Origin of the sequence: Elstera sp. (assembly GCF_044372965.1) — a bacterium.
Lineage (GTDB): Bacteria > Pseudomonadota > Alphaproteobacteria > Elsterales > Elsteraceae > Elstera.
Genome location: NZ_JBILQX010000023.1, coordinates 1 through 17,308 on the forward strand (window position 1 = coordinate 1; position 17,308 = coordinate 17,308).

18 protein-coding genes and 1 pseudogene are annotated in these 17,308 nt (G+C 58.8%); 9 read left to right on the forward strand and 10 right to left on the reverse strand.

What is annotated here, in order from left to right; translation table 11 throughout:
* From ACIQ36_RS05115 to ACIQ36_RS05145, 7 genes are all read right to left on the reverse strand, one after another.
* Positions 1-354: hypothetical protein (locus tag ACIQ36_RS05115; protein WP_395826556.1), on the reverse strand; the 354-nt coding region annotated here is incomplete at its 3' end.
* Between the two features lie 197 nt (positions 355-551).
* Entirely contained in the window at positions 552-1,391 is an 840-nt protein-coding gene (locus ACIQ36_RS05120) for a CheR family methyltransferase (protein ID WP_395826558.1), read from the reverse strand.
* A complete protein-coding gene (locus tag ACIQ36_RS05125) occupies positions 1,388-2,497 on the reverse strand; it encodes a chemotaxis response regulator protein-glutamate methylesterase (RefSeq protein ID WP_395826611.1) in 1,110 nt (369 codons plus the stop codon). The genes ACIQ36_RS05120 and ACIQ36_RS05125 overlap by 4 nt, the downstream gene beginning before the upstream one ends.
* Before the next feature lie 83 nt (positions 2,498-2,580).
* On the reverse strand, positions 2,581-2,946 hold the full coding sequence (locus tag ACIQ36_RS05130) for a PleD family two-component system response regulator (protein WP_395826560.1): 366 nt from the start codon (positions 2,944-2,946) through the stop codon (positions 2,581-2,583).
* 80 nt (positions 2,947-3,026) lie between these two features.
* The gene (locus tag ACIQ36_RS05135) at positions 3,027-3,524 is read right to left on the reverse strand and encodes a chemotaxis protein CheW (protein WP_395826561.1); all 498 of its coding nucleotides are present in this window, start codon (positions 3,522-3,524) and stop codon (positions 3,027-3,029) included.
* Positions 3,521-6,232: a chemotaxis protein CheW gene (locus ACIQ36_RS05140; protein WP_395826563.1), complete on the reverse strand. Its 2,712-nt coding sequence runs from the start codon at positions 6,230-6,232 to the stop codon at positions 3,521-3,523. Before ACIQ36_RS05140 ends, ACIQ36_RS05135 begins: the two co-directional genes overlap by 4 nt.
* Positions 6,233-6,379: 147 nt before the next feature.
* On the reverse strand, positions 6,380-7,063 hold the full coding sequence (locus tag ACIQ36_RS05145; RefSeq protein ID WP_395826565.1) for a histidine phosphotransferase family protein: 684 nt from the start codon (positions 7,061-7,063) through the stop codon (positions 6,380-6,382).
* A gap of 125 nt (positions 7,064-7,188) precedes the next feature.
* Between ACIQ36_RS05145 and ACIQ36_RS05150 the strand changes: the two genes are divergently transcribed.
* Positions 7,189-7,377 carry a DUF3553 domain-containing protein gene (locus ACIQ36_RS05150; protein ID WP_395826567.1) on the forward strand — a complete coding sequence of 63 codons (189 nt, stop codon included), beginning with the start codon at positions 7,189-7,191 and terminating at the stop codon, positions 7,375-7,377.
* Between the two features lie 68 nt (positions 7,378-7,445).
* On the opposite strand, the gene groL is transcribed toward ACIQ36_RS05150, so the two are convergent.
* From groL to ACIQ36_RS05165, 3 genes are all read right to left on the reverse strand, one after another.
* Positions 7,446-9,089, reverse strand: a complete 1,644-nt coding sequence (groL, locus tag ACIQ36_RS05155) for a chaperonin GroEL (protein WP_395826568.1) — start codon at positions 9,087-9,089, stop codon at positions 7,446-7,448.
* Positions 9,090-9,128: 39 nt separating this feature from the next.
* Positions 9,129-9,419, reverse strand: a complete 291-nt coding sequence (gene groES / locus ACIQ36_RS05160) for a co-chaperone GroES (protein ID WP_395826570.1) — start codon at positions 9,417-9,419, stop codon at positions 9,129-9,131.
* Between the two features lie 141 nt (positions 9,420-9,560).
* Positions 9,561-10,427: a LysR family transcriptional regulator gene (locus ACIQ36_RS05165; protein WP_395826572.1), complete on the reverse strand. Its 867-nt coding sequence runs from the start codon at positions 10,425-10,427 to the stop codon at positions 9,561-9,563.
* A gap of 95 nt (positions 10,428-10,522) precedes the next feature.
* Between ACIQ36_RS05165 and ACIQ36_RS05170 the strand changes: the two genes are divergently transcribed.
* The 8 genes and pseudogenes from ACIQ36_RS05170 to ACIQ36_RS05205 all read left to right on the forward strand — a co-directional run bounded on the left by ACIQ36_RS05170 (position 10,523) and on the right by ACIQ36_RS05205 (position 17,284).
* Entirely contained in the window at positions 10,523-12,013 is a 1,491-nt protein-coding gene (locus ACIQ36_RS05170) for an NADP-dependent isocitrate dehydrogenase (RefSeq protein WP_395826574.1), read from the forward strand.
* Positions 12,014-12,172: 159 nt separating this feature from the next.
* The gene (locus ACIQ36_RS05175; protein ID WP_395826576.1) at positions 12,173-12,436 is read left to right on the forward strand and encodes an usg protein; all 264 of its coding nucleotides are present in this window, start codon (positions 12,173-12,175) and stop codon (positions 12,434-12,436) included.
* Between the two features lie 292 nt (positions 12,437-12,728).
* Positions 12,729-13,877 (forward strand): PotD/PotF family extracellular solute-binding protein, encoded by a 1,149-nt coding sequence (locus ACIQ36_RS05180; RefSeq protein ID WP_395826578.1) that lies wholly within the window; start codon positions 12,729-12,731, stop codon positions 13,875-13,877.
* Between the two features lie 57 nt (positions 13,878-13,934).
* Positions 13,935-14,559, forward strand: a pseudogene (locus tag ACIQ36_RS05185) (IS481 family transposase); the annotation flags it as partial.
* A gap of 173 nt (positions 14,560-14,732) precedes the next feature.
* Complete coding sequence (gene mscL / locus ACIQ36_RS05190) at positions 14,733-15,155, forward strand: large conductance mechanosensitive channel protein MscL (RefSeq protein WP_395826579.1); 423 nt, start codon at positions 14,733-14,735, stop codon at positions 15,153-15,155.
* A gap of 9 nt (positions 15,156-15,164) precedes the next feature.
* Positions 15,165-15,686, forward strand: a complete 522-nt coding sequence (locus tag ACIQ36_RS05195) for an Hpt domain-containing protein (RefSeq protein ID WP_395826581.1) — start codon at positions 15,165-15,167, stop codon at positions 15,684-15,686.
* Positions 15,687-15,813: 127 nt separating this feature from the next.
* The gene (locus tag ACIQ36_RS05200; protein ID WP_395826583.1) at positions 15,814-16,278 is read left to right on the forward strand and encodes a hypothetical protein; all 465 of its coding nucleotides are present in this window, start codon (positions 15,814-15,816) and stop codon (positions 16,276-16,278) included.
* 82 nt (positions 16,279-16,360) lie between these two features.
* Positions 16,361-17,284, forward strand: a complete 924-nt coding sequence (locus ACIQ36_RS05205) for a metal ABC transporter substrate-binding protein (protein WP_395826584.1) — start codon at positions 16,361-16,363, stop codon at positions 17,282-17,284.
* Positions 17,285-17,308 lie beyond the last annotated feature (24 nt).

The following is a 17,308-nucleotide window of genomic DNA, read 5'->3' on the forward strand; positions in this document are numbered from 1 at the left end:
GCCCAGCGCATCGGAGAGCCCCGGAAGTTGTCCTTCAATCGCCGTCACGGATTCAGCCAAAGCGCGAATTTCGGCAAGCGAGGTATCAATCGTATGGCGCGAGTCAGCCATATTCTGCCGGGCCAATTGCGCTTGGCTATGGGCCTTCAGGCTAGCGCCAGAAACCGCGCGATTCTTCTCGGTCAAATCCGCAAACACGCGCCGAAAGGCTTGGCACGTTTCTGAATCTTGCCGAACTTGCGTTGCGACTTGGTCGATATTGGCGCTGATATCGGTAATCTCAATCCCGAGATTTCCCGATAGCCGCGCGACCTGCGCAAACGCCTGGCGCAGGTCGTGCTCCTGATCCGTCATGGCCTACCCCGTTTCCCCCTGCAACGTGGGCGCGAGATTACATCCCCGCCCCTGGGCCATTTTCCGGCCTCTGCGTTCAGATTGATCAAGGTAGTAAAAGGCGCAAAGCTTGCCTGTGTGACACGAGGTCGCAAGCCACAAAATAAACCGGGCTGCACAAAGCAGCCCGGGGAGTAAGTTTTCGTATTTTGGTTCATCTAGAGCGCCGCGAAACTTGCGCCTTGCTTCGCAATGCAACGGTAGAGCCCGCGCTCATTCGGCAGCGGTTCGAACTTATCGGTAATGCCCAAGACCGTTTCCGCCCCGCCCAGATACAGCACACCATCTTCTGGCATGATTGTGCGCAGGCGATTGAGCACTTCGGTTTTCGTTGGCTGATCGAAATAAATCAGCACGTTGCGGCAAAACACAATATCGAAATGCCCCAAACCGCGCGGATCGGAGAGAAGGTTGAACTCCCGATAATCAACCGCCGAGCGAATTTCGTTCGAAAGCTGCCACTTATCTTCGATCTGCTTGAAATATTTCATCAGATACTGAATGGGCAACCCCCGCTGAACTTCGAACTGGGTGTAAAGCCCAGCCCGCGCCCGATCCAGCATTTCTGCGCTAATGTCGGTCGCGACGATTTCAAAGCGCCAGCCCGCGAGCCGCGCGCCTTCTTCCTTCAAAATCATCGCCAAGGAATAGGGCTCTTGACCCGACGAGCAGGCCGCGCACCAAATCCGCACCGTCTTTCGCGCCGCACGCGATTCCAGCACCGCCGGAAGCACAACGCGCTTAAACTGATCAAACGGTTTCGTATCGCGGAAAAACAAAGTTTCGTTGGTGGTCATCGCTTCGGTGATGGCGCGCAACTTCGCCTCATCCGGTCCGCGATGAACCGAGGTCACAAACTCATCCACCGACTTATGCCCGAACTTGCGGGCAACGGGCAGCAAACGGCTTTCAACCAAATAGGCTTTATCTTCGGTCAACACCAAGCCGGAGCGCTGGCGAACCGTTCGACTGATGAACTCGAACTCGTCCGGTTTCATGCTACCGACCTCAGCGCGATTTTGTGGATAAAAGGACCAATTTCCGGCAAGGGCAGAATGGCGCTGCACAGGCCAGCGTAAGCGACGGCGCCGGGCATACCCCAAACGACGCTGCTCGCCTCGTCTTGGCCAATGACCAAACCGCCCTGCTGAACCACCGTTTGCGCCCCCAGCATACCGTCTTGCCCCATCCCGGTCAGGATGATGACCAGCAGCTTACGGCCATAAATGGCCGAAAGGCTCCGCAGCATGGGATCGACCGCCGGGCGGCAGAAGTTTTCCGGCGGCGTCTTCTGAACGCGCAGCACGCGCTGCGCGCCATTGGCTTCCACCGTCATATGAAAATCACCGGGCGCGACATAAATATGCCCCGCCTGCACCGGGTCGCCATCGCGCGCTTCCACACACGGCCGCTCCGTGACCCGCGCCAAATGCTCCGCAAGGATCGTCGTAAACGTCGCAGGCATATGCTGGGTGATGAGGATCGGCTGGCGTAGGTTTTTCGGCAAATTACCGAGCACAGAGAACAGCGCCTGCGGCCCGCCGGTCGATGAGCCGATCGCGATGATATCCGGCGTATCATTCGTCATCGGGCGCAGGGTGATCGGCCCGCTGCGGTTGACGCGAACCGTCGAGGTCCGCTCACCGGCCGTTAGCGTGCCGTCGGTATTGGTGAAGCGCTTCGGGATATCCGGCATTTCAAGGCGCGGCGACCGTGACGGCCCGGCCAAAGCCTTGATCTTGGCGATCAACTCGTCGCGAAACGCCTGGGCCGAGGTCAATTCCGACGTGGTCGACGGCTTGGTCACGTAATCCTTGGCCCCGTCGCGCAGCGCGCGCAGGCTAACCTCGGCATTCTTCCGGGTCAGGGTGGAAGCCATGATGATTGGCACCGACGGTGCGGCTTCTTGCAGAAGCGGCAAGGCCGTGAGCCCATCCATCACCGGCATTTCGATATCCAGAATGATAATATCGACCTGTTGGCGTTTCAGCGCGTTCAACGCCATCTTGCCGTCACCAACCGAGGCGACGACCTGCAGTTCAGGGTCCGATTCCAAGGCCCGGGTGAAGAGCCCGCGAATAACGGCGCTATCATCAACCAGCATCACGCGGATAACGCCATCGCCGCCCTTGGGCGGCGTGTCCGAGCGGGCAGACCCGAGATTTCGGCTATTTGTGCCGGAAATCATCAAAGAATACCTACCTGGCTAAACTTACTTTGAATAATTTCGGCGTCGAACGGTTTCATAATATACTCATCCGCCCCCGACCCCATGGCTTCCATGATATGGGCGAGGTCATTTTCGGTCGTGCAGAACACAACTTTCGGGGCATCGCCACCTGGGTAAGCGCGCAGCTCCCGCAGGAATTCGATCCCATTCATGACGGGCATATTCCAATCCAGCAGGATCACGTCTGGCATGGCTTTTTGACAGGCTTCCATGGCCTTTTTGCCGTCCTCTGCCTCCGAGGTCTCGAAACCGAGTTCCTGCAGAATCTTCTTGGCCACCATGCGGACGACCCGCGAGTCGTCGACGATGAGGCAAGATTTCATTGGCCCTACTCCACTCTCTGGGATGACGTTACGGCTTCTTATACCCTATTCCAGGGGGAGGCGAGAAACTCTTCCCGCCTTTAGGCCGCTTCATTCCGTGTAAAATCTAATAGACGGTTAACGTCTAAGATTACCAGCAATTGATCTTGCAGGCGATAAATCCCAAGCGAAATATCGCGCCAGCGCGGATCGAGCGTCGCCGGGTTGCGCTCAAACTCCGCCGACGACAGGGTGAGCACTTCACCCACACCATCGACCATGAGACTGTAGAACTCGCCGGAATGCTCTACGACGACGCTCATCCCATCCATATTGGCGGGGCGCTTCGGCAGGCCTAAGCGCAAACGCACGTCGATAGCAGTGACAATGCGACCGCGCAAATTGAGCGAGCCCGCAACTTCGGCCGGGGCCAAAGGAATGCGGGTAATGCGCTGCGGCCCCAGAACATCGTGAACGATCAAAACAGGAATACCAAACATCTGCCCATCGATGGTGATGGACACATACTGGCGTTGTTCGTCAGCGGTGAAACCCTGGCGGGCGACGTTCCGCTTTCCAGAAGCAACCAGTTCGCTCATGCCACCTTCTCCGTATTCAGCAGTTGGTTCAGCGTATGGATCAATGCGTCGCGATCAAACTTCGGCACATAGTCCAAAAAGCCCACTTCGCGCGCCCGCTCTAAATCCTGCGGAGCAGTGTGGCTGGACAGGGCCACCATCGGCGTGCCCGCCCACTTGGTCGCCGCAATCGCGCGGGCAAATTCGAACCCGTTCATCCCCGGCATTTCAATGTCACTGACAATGACATCGAAGGTTCCACTGCTTTCCACCATGGTTAACGCGTCGTCGGCGCTATCGGCGGAGGTGACAGAGAAACCGTTCACCGAGAGGATCGGGATCAGCAGATTGCGGAAGAACGGGCTATCGTCGACCAACAAAATGCGTTTGGCCTTGGTGCGCCCGTCAAACAGCTTATCGCGGCCCGCATGGAACCAATCGCCGAAAGCTTGCAGCAGGAAGTGCCCGGTATCGATCACATCCGTCGCCCGGCCCGCGATAATCGCCGAGCCTATGAAACCGGGGCGATCCGCCGCGAGTTCCACCGCCAAACGATCTTCGACGATATCGATGATTTCATCGACGACCAGACCCATCGAATGTTCGCCATCGGCAAACACCAGCACCGGCTGGCGGCCCGTGCGCTGCAACTTCATGCCCGGAACAATCGGGATCAGCGGCATCAGCTTATCGCGATACTGCACCATTGGCCGGTCGTGGCTGAATTCGACGGTTTCGAGGTCAATTTCTTCCAAACGCGCCACCAAGGACAGCGGCACGGCCTTAGGCCCGCCATCACCCGCCCGGAAGATGAGCAGCGTCGTACGCTCGTGATCGTGGGTGTCACGCGCAGCGGCGGCATCGATTTGGGCGTTTTCGCTCACCGTCATTTCGCCCGTCGAGGCGGCAATACCGTTCGGATCGAGGATCATGATAACCGACCCATCGCCTAGGATGGTATTGCCCGAGAACAGCGACAGGTGGCGCAAAATCGGCGCGACCGGCTTCACCACGATTTCTTCGGTATCGAACACCCGGTCGACCATGATGCCGAAATTGTAGGTGCCAACCTGGGCGACAATGATGAAGCTTTCCGTCGTCGTATCGCCTTCCCGCCGGTCGAGACGCAGCAGACGCTCCAGGCTCACAAGCGGCAGCAGGCGGTTGCGCAAGCGCAAGACCGGCGTGCCATGGATACGCTCAATGCGATGCTCTGAATCGGCACTGGCGCGGACCAGTTCGACCACGCTGATTTGCGGAATGGCAAAGCGTTCGCCACAGCTTTCCACAATCAGCGCCGAGACGATGGCAAGTGTCAGCGGGATCTTGATAACGAAGGTCGAGCCGCGCCCAAACTTCGATTTCAACTCGATGGTGCCACCGATTTTTTCGATATTGGTGCGCACAACGTCCATACCCACGCCGCGCCCCGAAACGGCCGTAACCGCTGCCGCCGTGGAGAAACCCGGCTTGAAGATGAACTGATAGATCTGCGCATCGGCCATACCTTCCAATTCGGACTCGCTGGCGAGGCCGTTCTGAATGATCTTGGCTTTGATCTTCTCGGTATTGAGGCCGCGCCCATCGTCGGAAATCTCGATGAGGATATGCCCGCCTTCGTGATAGGCGTTCAGCGTGATCCGGCCCGTTTCGGCCTTGCCCGCGCGTTGGCGCTCGTCCGGCGTTTCCAACCCATGATCGGCGGAATTGCGCACCATGTGCGTGAGCGGATCTTTGATGAGTTCCAGCACTTGCCGGTCGAGTTCCGTTTCGGCCCCGATCATTTGCAGGTCGATCTTCTTGCCCAGTTCGAGCGAGAGATCGCGCACCATGCGCGGCAGCTTGGCCCAGGCATTGCCGATGGGCTGCATGCGCGTCTTCATCACGCCTTCTTGCAGTTCGGACGTAACATGCGAGAGGCGCTGCAGGGGAACGGCGAACTCGCTATCCTTATACCGGCGAACGATCTGGAGAAGCTGATTGCGCGTCAGCACCAGTTCGGAAACCATCGTCATCAGGTTTTCGAGAAGATCGACGGAAACGCGGATCGTCTGAGCCGCTACCGCCGAATCCTTGATGGCCTCAACCGATTGGGCAGCTGCCGCTGCCGGACGGGCGGCTTCATGCTCTTCGGGGACTTCCGCTGGCGGTTGCGGCGCTTCAACCCGGGCAACTTCGCGCTTGGGCTCAGCCGGGGGCGGCGGGGCAGCGGGAACTGGTGCTGGGGCAGTCGGAACGGGGGCGCTCGCCACAGGGGCCGGGGGCGGCGGTGGGGGCGGTGCTACAGCGACCGGCGGGGCGAGCGGAGCCGCCGAGGCGACCGCTGTGACACCGGCGACTTCATCGGCTGACGCGCCGCCAGCAACGGCGTTCAGCTTCGCAATGAGGATCGAATCATCGCCAGGCGGCTCGGCTTCGGTCGCTTCCAGCACCGCCAGAATGCCTTTGATGCAATCGAGCGACTGGAGGATGAGGGAAACCGTCCCTGCCGAGACGATCAACTCGCCATCGCGCACGCGGCCCAGTACGTTTTCGGCGGCGTGAGCAACACTTTCGAGGCGCGGCAGCCCTAAGAAACCGCACGTCCCTTTAATCGTATGCACCAGCCGGAAAATATTGCTGAGCAGATTAGGATCGTTGGGGTTCTGTTCGAGCTTTACGAGCTCCACATCCAGCACCGATAGATTTTCCGCCGTCTCGGTCAGAAACTCACTGAGCAAATCATCCATTCGGAATCCCCCGGTCTACGTCCCTGTTTAGACACCCTAGCGCTGGGTGTCGTCCTTTGACCCAACTGCCTACATTTCTTGAACCACCGCAGCCGAAAGGGCAAGCGAGCAGTTGCACAAGTTGGTCCATCATGCCCATCAAATCTATCAGGGAAATGACAGAATGGGCAATCTACCAGCAATCCTGACGAGTTCGGTCGAGGGTTGCGACACCGTGAGCGGCACGCCGAGTGCCCGACCGAGCAAAGAGGCAAAGCCCGCCGCCACGGTCCGGTGATCGAGCGACGCGCGCGTGCGCCCCGCCAGCAGCTCCGGCAGAATCTCCGGCACGCGCAAATTTTGCCCGGTCGCATCGATCTCGAAGGGCGCGCCGACATCGCTCACGTCCATCTTCACCGAGATTTGACCGCCGCGCGTCAAGGTCGTCGCCACCGCCAGAACGGCATTCAGCAGCAGTTGCAGCGCGCCGGGAGCATAATCCACCGCTTCGGCGGTAGGATCGCTCGGCCAATGCAGGTCGATGCGGGTTTCGCCCGCGAAATACTCCACCAGCACTTGGCGCACGTCGGCAAGGCGCGTGTCGCTGCTGGCCCCGGCCCGACCCCAGGCGAGCCGGAAGCATTGCAGCTTCGCCGCCGCCGCCTGCCCGCTCTGGGCAATGAGGTCGAAAGCTTCGCTATCCGGGGTCGATCCAAGTTCCTCGATCAACTCAACCCCATTGTTAACCGCACCAATCGGGCTCACGAGATCGTGGCAGAGTTGGCTGACAACCAAATGGAGAAACGAGAGATCCATCGTGACCGACGGAAGGGATGTGTGGATGGTATCCATGGTGGGGACACTTCTTTCTCTGGCAATGGCAGACCAGATTTCAAATCAAAGCTTTAGCTTGCATCAAGCCACTTTAGGTTTGAAGATTCCCTTAACATGTACCGGATTTCACAGCGAGAAGCATCATGAGCGCGATTCCAAGCCTTCTGACCCCTGGCTGCAGGGTGCGCCACCCGGCCTGTCCGGATTGGGGACTGGGGCAGGTTCAATCGGTCGTCGGCGACCGCGTGACGGTCAATTTCGAGGAACGCGGTAAAGTTGTGCTGAACCTTTCGGTGATCGATCTTGATTTGGTCGATACCGACGATTGTTGAACAGGCCATAAAAAAACCCCCGCCGGAATGACCCGACGGGGGCTTTAGACTCTAGCGCGATGGGGGGATTAGAAATCCATCCCGCCCATGCCGCCCATACCGCCGCCACCACCGGGCATCGGTGCGTCTTTTTTCGGCAGTTCGGCGACCATGGCTTCGGTCGTGATCAGCAGCGAGGCCACCGAAGCGGCGTCTTGCAGGGCCGAACGAACCACCTTCACCGGATCGATGATGCCAGACTTCACCATATCGGCATAAACGCCCTTCTGAGCGTCATAACCATAGTTGAAGTCGTTCGACTCCAGCAGCTTGCCCGAGATCACGGCGCCATCGACACCGGCGTTTTCGGCAATCTGCTTCACCGGGGCGGTCAGGGCCTTGCGGACGATGTCCACACCGACGCGCTGATCGTCATTTTCCGGCTTCAGGCCTTCAAGCGCCTTGGTGGCATAGAGCAGAGCGACGCCGCCGCCTGCAATCACGCCTTCTTCCACGGCCGCGCGGGTTGCATGCATCGCGTCATCAACGCGATCTTTACGTTCCTTCACTTCGATTTCCGTCGAGCCGCCGACGCGGATCACGGCAACGCCGCCGGCGAGCTTCGCCAGACGTTCTTGCAGCTTTTCGCGGTCGTAGTCCGACGAGGTTTCTTCGATCTGGGCCTTAATCTGCGCGATACGGGCTTCGATGTCCGAACGCTGACCGGCACCATCAACGATGGTGGTTTCGTCCTTCGTGATCGTCACCTTCTTGGCGGTGCCGAGCATGTCGAGCGTCACGTTTTCAAGCTTAATGCCGAGGTCTTCAGAAACGACCTGACCGCCCGTGAGGATGGCCATATCTTCCATCATCGCCTTACGACGATCACCGAAGCCCGGTGCCTTCACGGCAGCGATCTTCAGGCCACCGCGCAGCTTGTTGACCACGAGGGTCGCCAGCGCTTCGCCTTCAACATCTTCCGCAATGATGAGCAGCGGACGGCCCGACTGCACCACCGTTTCGAGAACCGGCAGCATGGCCTGAAGGCCCGACAGCTTCTTTTCGAAGAAAAGGATGTAGGGGCTTTCCAGCTCGGCCTGCATCTTTTCGGCGTTGGTCACGAAATACGGCGAGATATAGCCGCGATCGAACTGCATGCCTTCGACAACGTCGAGTTCCGTTTCGATGCCCTTGGCTTCTTCAACGGTGATGACGCCTTCGTTGCCAACTTTTTCCATGGCGCGGGCGATCATTTCGCCGATTTCACGCTCGCCATTGGCCGAAATCGTACCGACCTGCGCCACTTCTTCGTTGGTCGAAACCTTCTTGGACCGGCTCTTCAGGTCCGCAATCACGGCGGACACGGCGAGGTCGATACCGCGCTTCAGATCCATCGGATTGAGACCGGCGGCAACCGCCTTCACGCCTTCACGAACGATGGCTTGCGCCAGCACGGTCGCGGTGGTCGTGCCGTCACCGGCGCGATCAGCGGTCTTCAGGGCAACTTCGCGCAGCATCTGCGCGCCCATATTTTCGAACTTATCCGAGAGTTCGATTTCTTTTGCGACCGACACGCCGTCCTTCGTGATGCGCGGGGCACCGAAGGATTTTTCGATGACGACGTTGCGGCCCTTCGGACCCAGCGTGACCTTTACGGCATCGGCGAGGATATCCACACCGCGCAGCATTTTCGTGCGCGCATCGGTGGAGAATTTTACTTCTTTAGCAGCCATTATTTTACTCTCCTAAAATCGGGGAAGCGGTTAGGCGCGTTACGCAGCCAGGACGCCGAGAATGTCGGATTCCTTCATGATCAGCAGCTCTTCGCTACCGATCTTCACTTCCGAGCCCGACCATTTGCCGAACAGAACCCGGTCGCCGACCTTAACGTCGAGTGCGACCAGTTCGCCCTTTTCGTTGCGCGCGCCCGAACCAACAGCGACGATTTCGCCCTGCTGCGGCTTTTCCTTGGCGGTATCGGGGATGATGATCCCCCCGGCGGTCTTAGCTTCCTGCTCGATACGACGCACTAGAACGCGATCATGCAACGGACGGAACGACATGCGATCTCCTCCTTCAAGGGACGGATGATGGGACCAAGGGGAGCCTTTGTTAGCACTCACCCTCAGCGAGTGCCACGAGAGATAAGCCCATCGCCGTCCCGTTTCAAGAGGCTCGATAGTGCGCCGAAGCAAGTTTGTGGATCAGGCCCGCTCCAACGCAGCGATCATATGGTCGCGCAACCGCAGGGCGGGGCGCGATGGATCGGGCGCGGTGATCAGGGCTATTTCGGTCTCGGCCAGACGCGGCAAATCCGCCGCACTCTCCAAGTGGATCAGCCCACGCGGCACCATATCGCGCGGCAACACAGTGATTCCAAGCCCCGCCCGCACGGCGGCAAGGGTTCCGGCCAGGGATTCGCACGTATACGCTAGCCGCCACGCCCGCCCCGACTCCCCCAAAGCCGCCAGCGCCCGCCGCCGATAAACGCAAGGATGGGGCGAGAGCGCAAGCGGCAGCGGCCCTGACCGGCGCGGCAAATCGGCGTCACCCGTAACCCACACCAGGGGTTCACGCCACACGGGAACGCCGCCCGCATCTCCTGCCGGTTCGCGCTTGATCAAGGCTAAATCGAACTCGCCACGCCCCAAGCGATCCAGCAGGTTCAGGGTGAGGTCGCAGGTAATTTCCAGCGCGACCTGCGGATGCGAGCGGGCGAAATCGGCCAGCACTTGCGGCAGATGGGCCGTGGCGAAATCCTCCGGCGTCCCTAAACGCACGGTCCCTTGCAAATCACCATCGCGTAGGGCCGCGAGCGCCTCCTCCTGCAACGCCAGCAACCGGCGCGCATAGGTCAGCACAATCTCACCCCGCGCCGTCAGCCGCACCGCCGTCCCGGCCCCGCGCTCCAGCAGCTTATCGCCGACCGCCGTTTCCAACCGTTTGATCTGCATCGACAGGGTGGATTGATTGCGCCGCAGCCGTTCGGCCGCGCGGGTGAAGTTGCCCGTCTCTACCACAGCGCGGAAAGCGGCCAGCAAATCGGGATCGAGGGGATGCGTTATTATCATAATTTTTGATGATAACCTTCAATACTATCAATTTCATTAAATAAAGTGATCAGGGCAGGATGGGCTCAACAAACGCTCAGCCCAGGAGAGCCACCATGGACGGATCCCCGCTTTTCACTCCGACGCTCCAGGCCGATACCGCCGCGCCGCTGCCGGTAACGATTGCCCCCGGCGACGGTATCGGCCCGGAGATTATGCAGGCAACGCTCACCATTCTCGCCGCTGCCGGAGCCCAAATTGCGCCGGAAGTGGTGACGATTGGCGAACGCTCCTATCTTGCGGGGGAGCCGACTGGCATCGGCGCGGACGCCTGGGACAGCCTCGCGCGGACCAAACTTCTGCTGAAAGGCCCGATCACCACGCCCCAGGGCGGCGGGTACAAGAGCGTGAACGTCACCTTGCGGAAAACCCTGGGCCTCTTCGCCAATATTCGCCCCTGCCGGGCGCTGCATCCGGTGGTTCCAACCAAGCACCCGGATTTGGACGTCATCATCATTCGGGAGAATGAAGAGGACCTTTACGCCGGGATCGAACACCAGCAGACCGACGAGGTGGTGCAATGCCTCAAGCTCATCAGCCGCCCCGGCACTGAGAGGATCGTGCGCTATGGGTTCGAAGTCGCGGCGGCAGCAGGGATCGATAAAGTCTCCTGCTTCACCAAAGACAATATTATGAAGCTGACCGATGGGCTGTTTCACCGGGTCTTCGACGAGGTTTCGGCCCAATACCCCGCCATCAAAACCGAGCATTTGATCGTCGATATTGGGGCGGCGCGGTTGGCCGATCAGCCGGGGCGGTTCAAGCTCGTGATCCTGCCGAACCTCTACGGCGATATTCTGTCGGATGTCGCCGCCGAAATTGCAGGATCGGTTGGGCTTGCGGGCTCCGCCAATATCGGCAGTCACGGCGCCTTGTTCGAGGCGATCCACGGCTCAGCCCCGGATATCGCCGGGCAGGATAGCGCCAACCCCTCCGGCTTACTGTGCGCGGCAATCATGATGCTGGCGCAAAACGGACAAGCGCCGGTCGCGGCGCGCATCGAAGCCGCGTGGCTGCGGACGCTGGAAGACGGTATCCATACGCTCGATATTTTCGCCGCCGACCGCTCGAAAGCTTGCGTCGGCACCCAAGGGTTTGCCGAAGCCGTCATCGCCCGGTTGGGCCAACAGCCCCGGCAGTTCGACCTGCGCTTGAGTCACCCGCTCCCCACCGTGCCGCCGTCGCCCACCCGGCAACCGAAGGCCGAAAAAACGATGGATGGGGTCGATCTCTTCCTGCATTGGTCCGGCGGCACACCCGATGACCTAGCCGACGCCGTGCAAACAATTGCCCAAGCCGCGCCGGGGCTTCGCCTAGCCGTCATCACCAATCGGGGGGTGAAAGTCTGGCCGAAGGGACGGGACGAGACCTTCTGCACCGATCATTGGCGCTGCCGGTTTATGGCCGCGCCGGGCGTCACCGTCTCACCCGCGCTGGTGCCGGGCCTTCTGCAGGCGCTCGCCAAGGCCGGGCTGCCCGCGATTAAAATGGAAATGCTGTTCCGCTTTGATGGGACCCCCGGCTACACCGCCGCGCAAGGCCAGTAAATACTCAATAGCAGCACTCACTTAGAGTGGTTGCTAACACATTGGTATAACACAGATTTTTGATGAATCCGTGAAAATTTCATGGCAGGCTTTTGGTTAAGGAGCCCGGTTTCGCCCCTCAGCGTCAACGGGCTTCGATCCCAGAACGGGAGAGACCCCATGAATGATTTTTCGCGGCAATTGAACGACTATCGGCTGACGACCGCCGAAATCCTCTATCACATGCCCGACCATCCGGGCTTGCTGCAAACCTTCATCTGGCAGCATTTGGACTTGGCCCCGAAATTCCCCGAACTCCAACGTTTTTTGGACTTTTGGAGCCACTCGCTCGACGGCAAGCTTCATTCGGTGCGCGTTGCAGCCGTCGCGGGTATTGCCCCCGCCCGCTTGGGGGCGGTGCAAGCGGAGTTTCGCCTGCATTGAGCAACTGCGTTGAACTGCGCCCTCGTCCGATAACGCTAAAACTCGGACGGGGGCGCCGTCACCGTAAAGCCAAATACCAATCCGAGAGGCGGAATTCGGTTAACCAGAAAGTCTGTGGGGTTTGCCGACGCAGCGTAAAACTTGGTTCACTTGATCTGAGATCATTTCGCGGAATGACAGAGAAAATAAATTTTTGCTAAGTTAAACAGCAAAAAAATAACAATTCCCCCGCTATTGAATCGAAAATATCATTGCTATTCTCCCCGGCCACATCATCCGGGAAGGTACGATTATGAAAATCAAATGGCTCCCTCGTGCCGTTGCGAAGCTATCAAGCGTAGTAATTTTAGTTGCATTTGGAAATGCGGCCCTAGCAAACCCCGTTGAACTTCGCGTGTTTGAGTGGGAGGGATACATATCTACGTACGCCAATAAATTCACCGAATACGCAAAACAAAAGGGTAAGGATATAAAACTTGTCTTTCGTACCAATTCTGACGGAACACCGCTCTACATCGCCGATGCCGATCAAATTTTTCAGGCTGTGCGTAGCCGAACAAGCGATATCGTAACTCCAACCCATAACTATTATAAAGGCGATGAGGGCAAGCTGTTGAAGGCGCTCGCGCCTCTCGATCCGGCGCGGTTGACGAACTGGTCCAACCTACCTGCCGCCGTCGCGGGGGGAGACTATGCTGTGCTCGAAGGTCAAACCTATGCAGCACCTTTGCTCGGCGGGTCATACGCGCTCGCTTATAATACTGACCGCGTGAAGGAGGCACCGACATCCTGGTCGGTCCTGCTCGACGCAAGCCATCGTGGACGTACGTCGGTTACATCCACTCAGTTTGAAGCAAATGTTTTTGTCGCAGCAATTTTAACCGGCCATCAGTTTGCCAATCTCTACAATGCCGACCAACTCGACCGCGCTAAAATCCAAATCGCCCTCACCGACATGGCCCGGAATGTCAAAGATTTCTGGGTTGCCACTCCCGACGTCGATCAGATGGAAAAGCACCTGGATTATATCACCGATTATTGGTTCGGAGTGAATATCGCGAACGCGAAGGGGCAGAATTGGCAGATCGCGACACCTAAAGAAGGTGAAACCGTTTGGCTCGACAATATTTCTATTGCCAGTCATGTGGTCGGCGATCCCGCCAAATACGAAGCCGCGCACCTACTGATTGACTTCATGCTGTCGCCGGAAATACAGGCTAATCTTGCCCGCGACCTTGGGGGCGTCATTATGAATGAGCGCGCAGCCAAGCATATGACGCCGGAAGAAACCAAGCGTTACCGAGTAGGCGATGCGAGCTTTTTTGCAGCCGACCGCATGTGGCAACCAATGCCATCGCGCACCCGCAACCTGTATCGCCAGATGTGGAAAGACGCGCTGACCGCTGCCGGACGCGCCGAAGAGGCTGCTAAGCTCAACTAGGTGTTTAGTCTCAGCATTTGATGGTGCAGTGTTGAGTCATGATGGGAAAGATGCGCTCTGGGACAGTTTCTTAACGGGAGCGCCCGGACGACAGAGGCGGTTCGTCGAGCGATACAGCATAGTCAAGAGAGCCTGAGGGTTCTTGCCAAGCCCTACAGCATCAACCAGAAGACCGTCGCCAAGTGGAAGAAGCGCACGGCGGTCAAGGACCTGCCGACGGGTCCCGGGGAAACGCATTCAACTGTACTAAGCATGAAGATAAGGCGATCATCGTTGCCTTCCGCAAACATACGCTGTTACCGCTTTATGACTGCCTCTACGCCCTACGGGAACGATCCCCCATCGGACACAATCATCCTTGCATCGCTGTCTACAACGCCATGGCATCTTAAGGTTGCCCGATATCAAGGGCGAAAAGCCCGCGAAGAAGATGTTCAAGACCTACCCGATTAGCTTCTTCCACAGTGACATCGCCGAGGTGCAGACGGCGGACGACAAAGTCTACCTCTACGTTGGTATCGACCGAACCTCCAAGTTCGCCTTTGTTCAACTTGCCGATAGGGCTAACACAGTAACGGCGTGTGCCTTCCTCAACGCGCTCGTGGCGGCTGTTCCTTGAAAGATTGATATCGTTCTGACAGATACCGGCATCCAGTTCGCTGACCTACCGAAGAATCGGTCCGGTCCGAAAGCCCAATGGCACGGACAACCGAGCCGCATAGATTTATAATTAACCCACATCATCAAATACTGGGACTAGACACCTAATATAGGCGCTCTTCCGAACAGGGGGGCTGGCTCAACCCTCCGGCTTGGCATAAACTATCTGCAGAAAGCGCATCGACCGGAGGAAAAATGCTAAAGGAATTTCGGGAGTTTGCCCTCAAGGGCAATGTTGTCGATCTCGCCATTGGGGTGATTATTGGAGCGGCCTTTGGCAAGATCGTCGCCTCGATGGTCGAAGACGTGCTGATGCCCATCATCGGCGCGATTGCCGGGGGCCTCGATTTTTCCAACTATTTCCTGCCGCTGGTGAAAACCGTCACGGCTACCTCCTATGCCGAGGCCAAGGCCCAGGGCGCGGTGATCGGTTACGGTCAGTTCCTGACGATCTCGATCAATTTCCTCATCGTCGCCTGGGTGCTGTTTATGGTGATCAAAGCCGTCAATAAGCTGCGCCGTCAGGCCGCGCCGCCGGAACCCGCCCCGGCTACCTTGCCGGAAGATATTGCCTTGCTACGCGAAATCCGCGATCTGCTCGCCCGCCAAAAGCCGTAAGCGCCTTCAGTGCCGGATACGCCTGCCCAAACCCTCAAAGCCGCTGCGGGCGTGGTCGAGCTTTTGCTCGCCACCGATCTCACGTTAGAGCAAAAGCATTATGCGCTAACACTCGCGCGCCTGCTCGCCTGCGACACGCGCGCATCGCCGCCACCGGACGCAGCCCCGGAGGTAGGCTATATTGACCGCGAGGTTTTGGCCGAGCTTCACCATTATCTGCCCGCCAGCGGCTGTGCGGCAATTCTCGCCCAGTTCCGCGAAACAGCCGAACAGTTGCTGCGCGAGCTTGACCAGGCTCTTGCGGCAGAAGCGCCGGATGCCCTGGGCCGCGCCGCCCATTCCTTGATCGGCACCGTCGGCAGCGTCGGGATGAACCAGGTGGCAGAGGAAGCCCGCGCCATCCTTACGGCGCTTGGTCAGGGCGATTGGGCCGCCGCCGCCGGGCGGGCCGACGCGCTTCCCAGCCTCTACGCCGCATCGTTAGCTGCCCTCGACGGCATAATCGCGACGTTTAACCGCGACCCGGCCTAGCAGCATTCAACGTAGCAGGCATTCCATATTGTCGGATGCCTGCGCGTGCCGTAGAATACACTTTAAAGTTGATGACTGTCTCGGCGGCGTAGAACGCGCGGCTTAGGGTTTGCGTTGGGAGAATCCCATGGTGTCAATTTCTTCAGCCTCCGCTGCGGGTTTTCCGTTGGCTAGTGTCCGGTCATCCTCGCCAGGGCGGGGGTCCGGGCGGGAGCCTTGGAGCCGAGCGGTCGTTATCGATTTCTCGCCGCTTGCCTTTTCAACCCCTTCGCCGCACGACAGCGCCAACGGCCAAATCGTTCATCTCGGCGCGCGCCCCGAACTGATTGCGGAATTAGAAGCAACCAGTCAAAGCATCGACCGCGATCTTGCCGCCGTGCAGAAAGCCAAGGACGATGAGCGGGCGAATAAAACCGTAAAGCCCTTCACACTGAGGGATTTTCTCGAAAAAATGGCCGAAAAATACGATGTGATTTCGGCTGAACGCCAAGAACGCCGGAACCCGAACGCGCTCACGGTCGATCAGCGCGCCCTGCTGCGCGAAGAACGCCTCGGCCCCCAATGGAAAAAGCGCTTTAGCCTGCGCGGGTAGGCCATCCCCTTGGTATTCTCACAGCTTGCCTTTTCACCCAAAAACGTTACGTTATAACATATTTTTAAATTCGAGGTTTTTCATGCTCTTCCGTCGCCTGCTGCTGTGCTTACCCGCCGCCGCTCTTCTGACCGCCGCCCTTCCAGCCCGTGCCGCCGACCCCATGCCGGTTGTAGCCAGCTTCTCGATCCTGGGCGATCTGGTCCGCCAAATCGCCGGGCCGGACGCGGCGGTGAAAACCCTCGTCGGGCCGGACGGCGACGCGCATGTGTATCAGCCGAGCCCGACCGACGCGAAAGCTGTGGCCGAGGCCAAACTGATCTTTATGAACGGGCTTGGTTTTGAAGGCTGGATGAGCCGGTTGCTGAAAAGCAGCGGCACCAAGGGCAAAGCAATCACCGTTACCCAAGGCGTGAAGCCCCGTTCCGCCGCCGCAGAGGGGCATAACCACAGCCAAAGTGGGCACGACCATGGCAATGTCGATCCGCATGCTTGGCAGGACGTGGGCAATGTTCGCGTGATGGTGGCCAATATTGCACAGGCCCTGACGGATGCCGACCCGGCCCATGCCGAGGGCTATAAAGCCCGTGCCGCCACCTATCAAGCGGCCCTTGAGAAACTCGATGCCGAGATTAAAACACAAATCGGCGCGCTCACCGTCGTGCAGCGCCGCGTGATCACCTCCCACGATGCCTTCGGCTATTACGGCAAAGCCTATGGCGTTAGCTTCCGCGCGCCCCAGGGGATGAATACCGACAGCGAAGCCTCGGCGAAGGATGTCGCCCGCCTGATCAGTCAGATCCGCAAAGAGAAGATTCGCGCCGTCTTCGTCGAAAACATCTCCGATCCGCGCCTAACGCAGCAATTGGCGAAGGAGGCTGGGGCCGTGATCGGTGGCGCGCTCTATTCCGACGCGCTCTCGCCTGCCGACGGTCTGGCCGCGACCTATCTCGATCTCATGCGTTATAATACGAAAACCCTGGTAACGGGCATGATGCAGAACTAAGGAGCGGTGACGGCGCAGCCCGCG

Excerpts from the sequence above, each read along its gene's own strand:
- ACIQ36_RS05120 (WP_395826558.1), bottom strand. The coding sequence starts at position 1,391 with ATGAAACCGGACGAGTTCGAGTTCATCAGTCGAACGGTTCGCCAGCGC.
- ACIQ36_RS05125 (WP_395826611.1), bottom strand. The coding sequence starts at position 2,497 with ATGCTGGTTGATGATAGCGCCGTTATTCGCGGGCTCTTCACCCGGGCC.
- ACIQ36_RS05130 (WP_395826560.1), bottom strand. The coding sequence starts at position 2,946 with ATGAAATCTTGCCTCATCGTCGACGACTCGCGGGTCGTCCGCATGGTG.
- ACIQ36_RS05135 (WP_395826561.1), bottom strand. The coding sequence starts at position 3,524 with ATGAGCGAACTGGTTGCTTCTGGAAAGCGGAACGTCGCCCGCCAGGGT.
- ACIQ36_RS05140 (WP_395826563.1), bottom strand. The coding sequence starts at position 6,232 with ATGGATGATTTGCTCAGTGAGTTTCTGACCGAGACGGCGGAAAATCTA.
- ACIQ36_RS05145 (WP_395826565.1), bottom strand. The coding sequence starts at position 7,063 with ATGGATACCATCCACACATCCCTTCCGTCGGTCACGATGGATCTCTCG.
- ACIQ36_RS05150 (WP_395826567.1), top strand. The coding sequence starts at position 7,189 with ATGAGCGCGATTCCAAGCCTTCTGACCCCTGGCTGCAGGGTGCGCCAC.
- groL (WP_395826568.1), bottom strand. The coding sequence starts at position 9,089 with ATGGCTGCTAAAGAAGTAAAATTCTCCACCGATGCGCGCACGAAAATG.
- groES (WP_395826570.1), bottom strand. The coding sequence starts at position 9,419 with ATGTCGTTCCGTCCGTTGCATGATCGCGTTCTAGTGCGTCGTATCGAG.
- ACIQ36_RS05165 (WP_395826572.1), bottom strand. The coding sequence starts at position 10,427 with ATGATAATAACGCATCCCCTCGATCCCGATTTGCTGGCCGCTTTCCGC.
- ACIQ36_RS05170 (WP_395826574.1), top strand. The coding sequence starts at position 10,523 with ATGGACGGATCCCCGCTTTTCACTCCGACGCTCCAGGCCGATACCGCC.
- ACIQ36_RS05175 (WP_395826576.1), top strand. The coding sequence starts at position 12,173 with ATGAATGATTTTTCGCGGCAATTGAACGACTATCGGCTGACGACCGCC.
- ACIQ36_RS05180 (WP_395826578.1), top strand. The coding sequence starts at position 12,729 with ATGAAAATCAAATGGCTCCCTCGTGCCGTTGCGAAGCTATCAAGCGTA.
- mscL (WP_395826579.1), top strand. The coding sequence starts at position 14,733 with ATGCTAAAGGAATTTCGGGAGTTTGCCCTCAAGGGCAATGTTGTCGAT.
- ACIQ36_RS05200 (WP_395826583.1), top strand. The coding sequence starts at position 15,814 with ATGGTGTCAATTTCTTCAGCCTCCGCTGCGGGTTTTCCGTTGGCTAGT.
- ACIQ36_RS05205 (WP_395826584.1), top strand. The coding sequence starts at position 16,361 with ATGCTCTTCCGTCGCCTGCTGCTGTGCTTACCCGCCGCCGCTCTTCTG.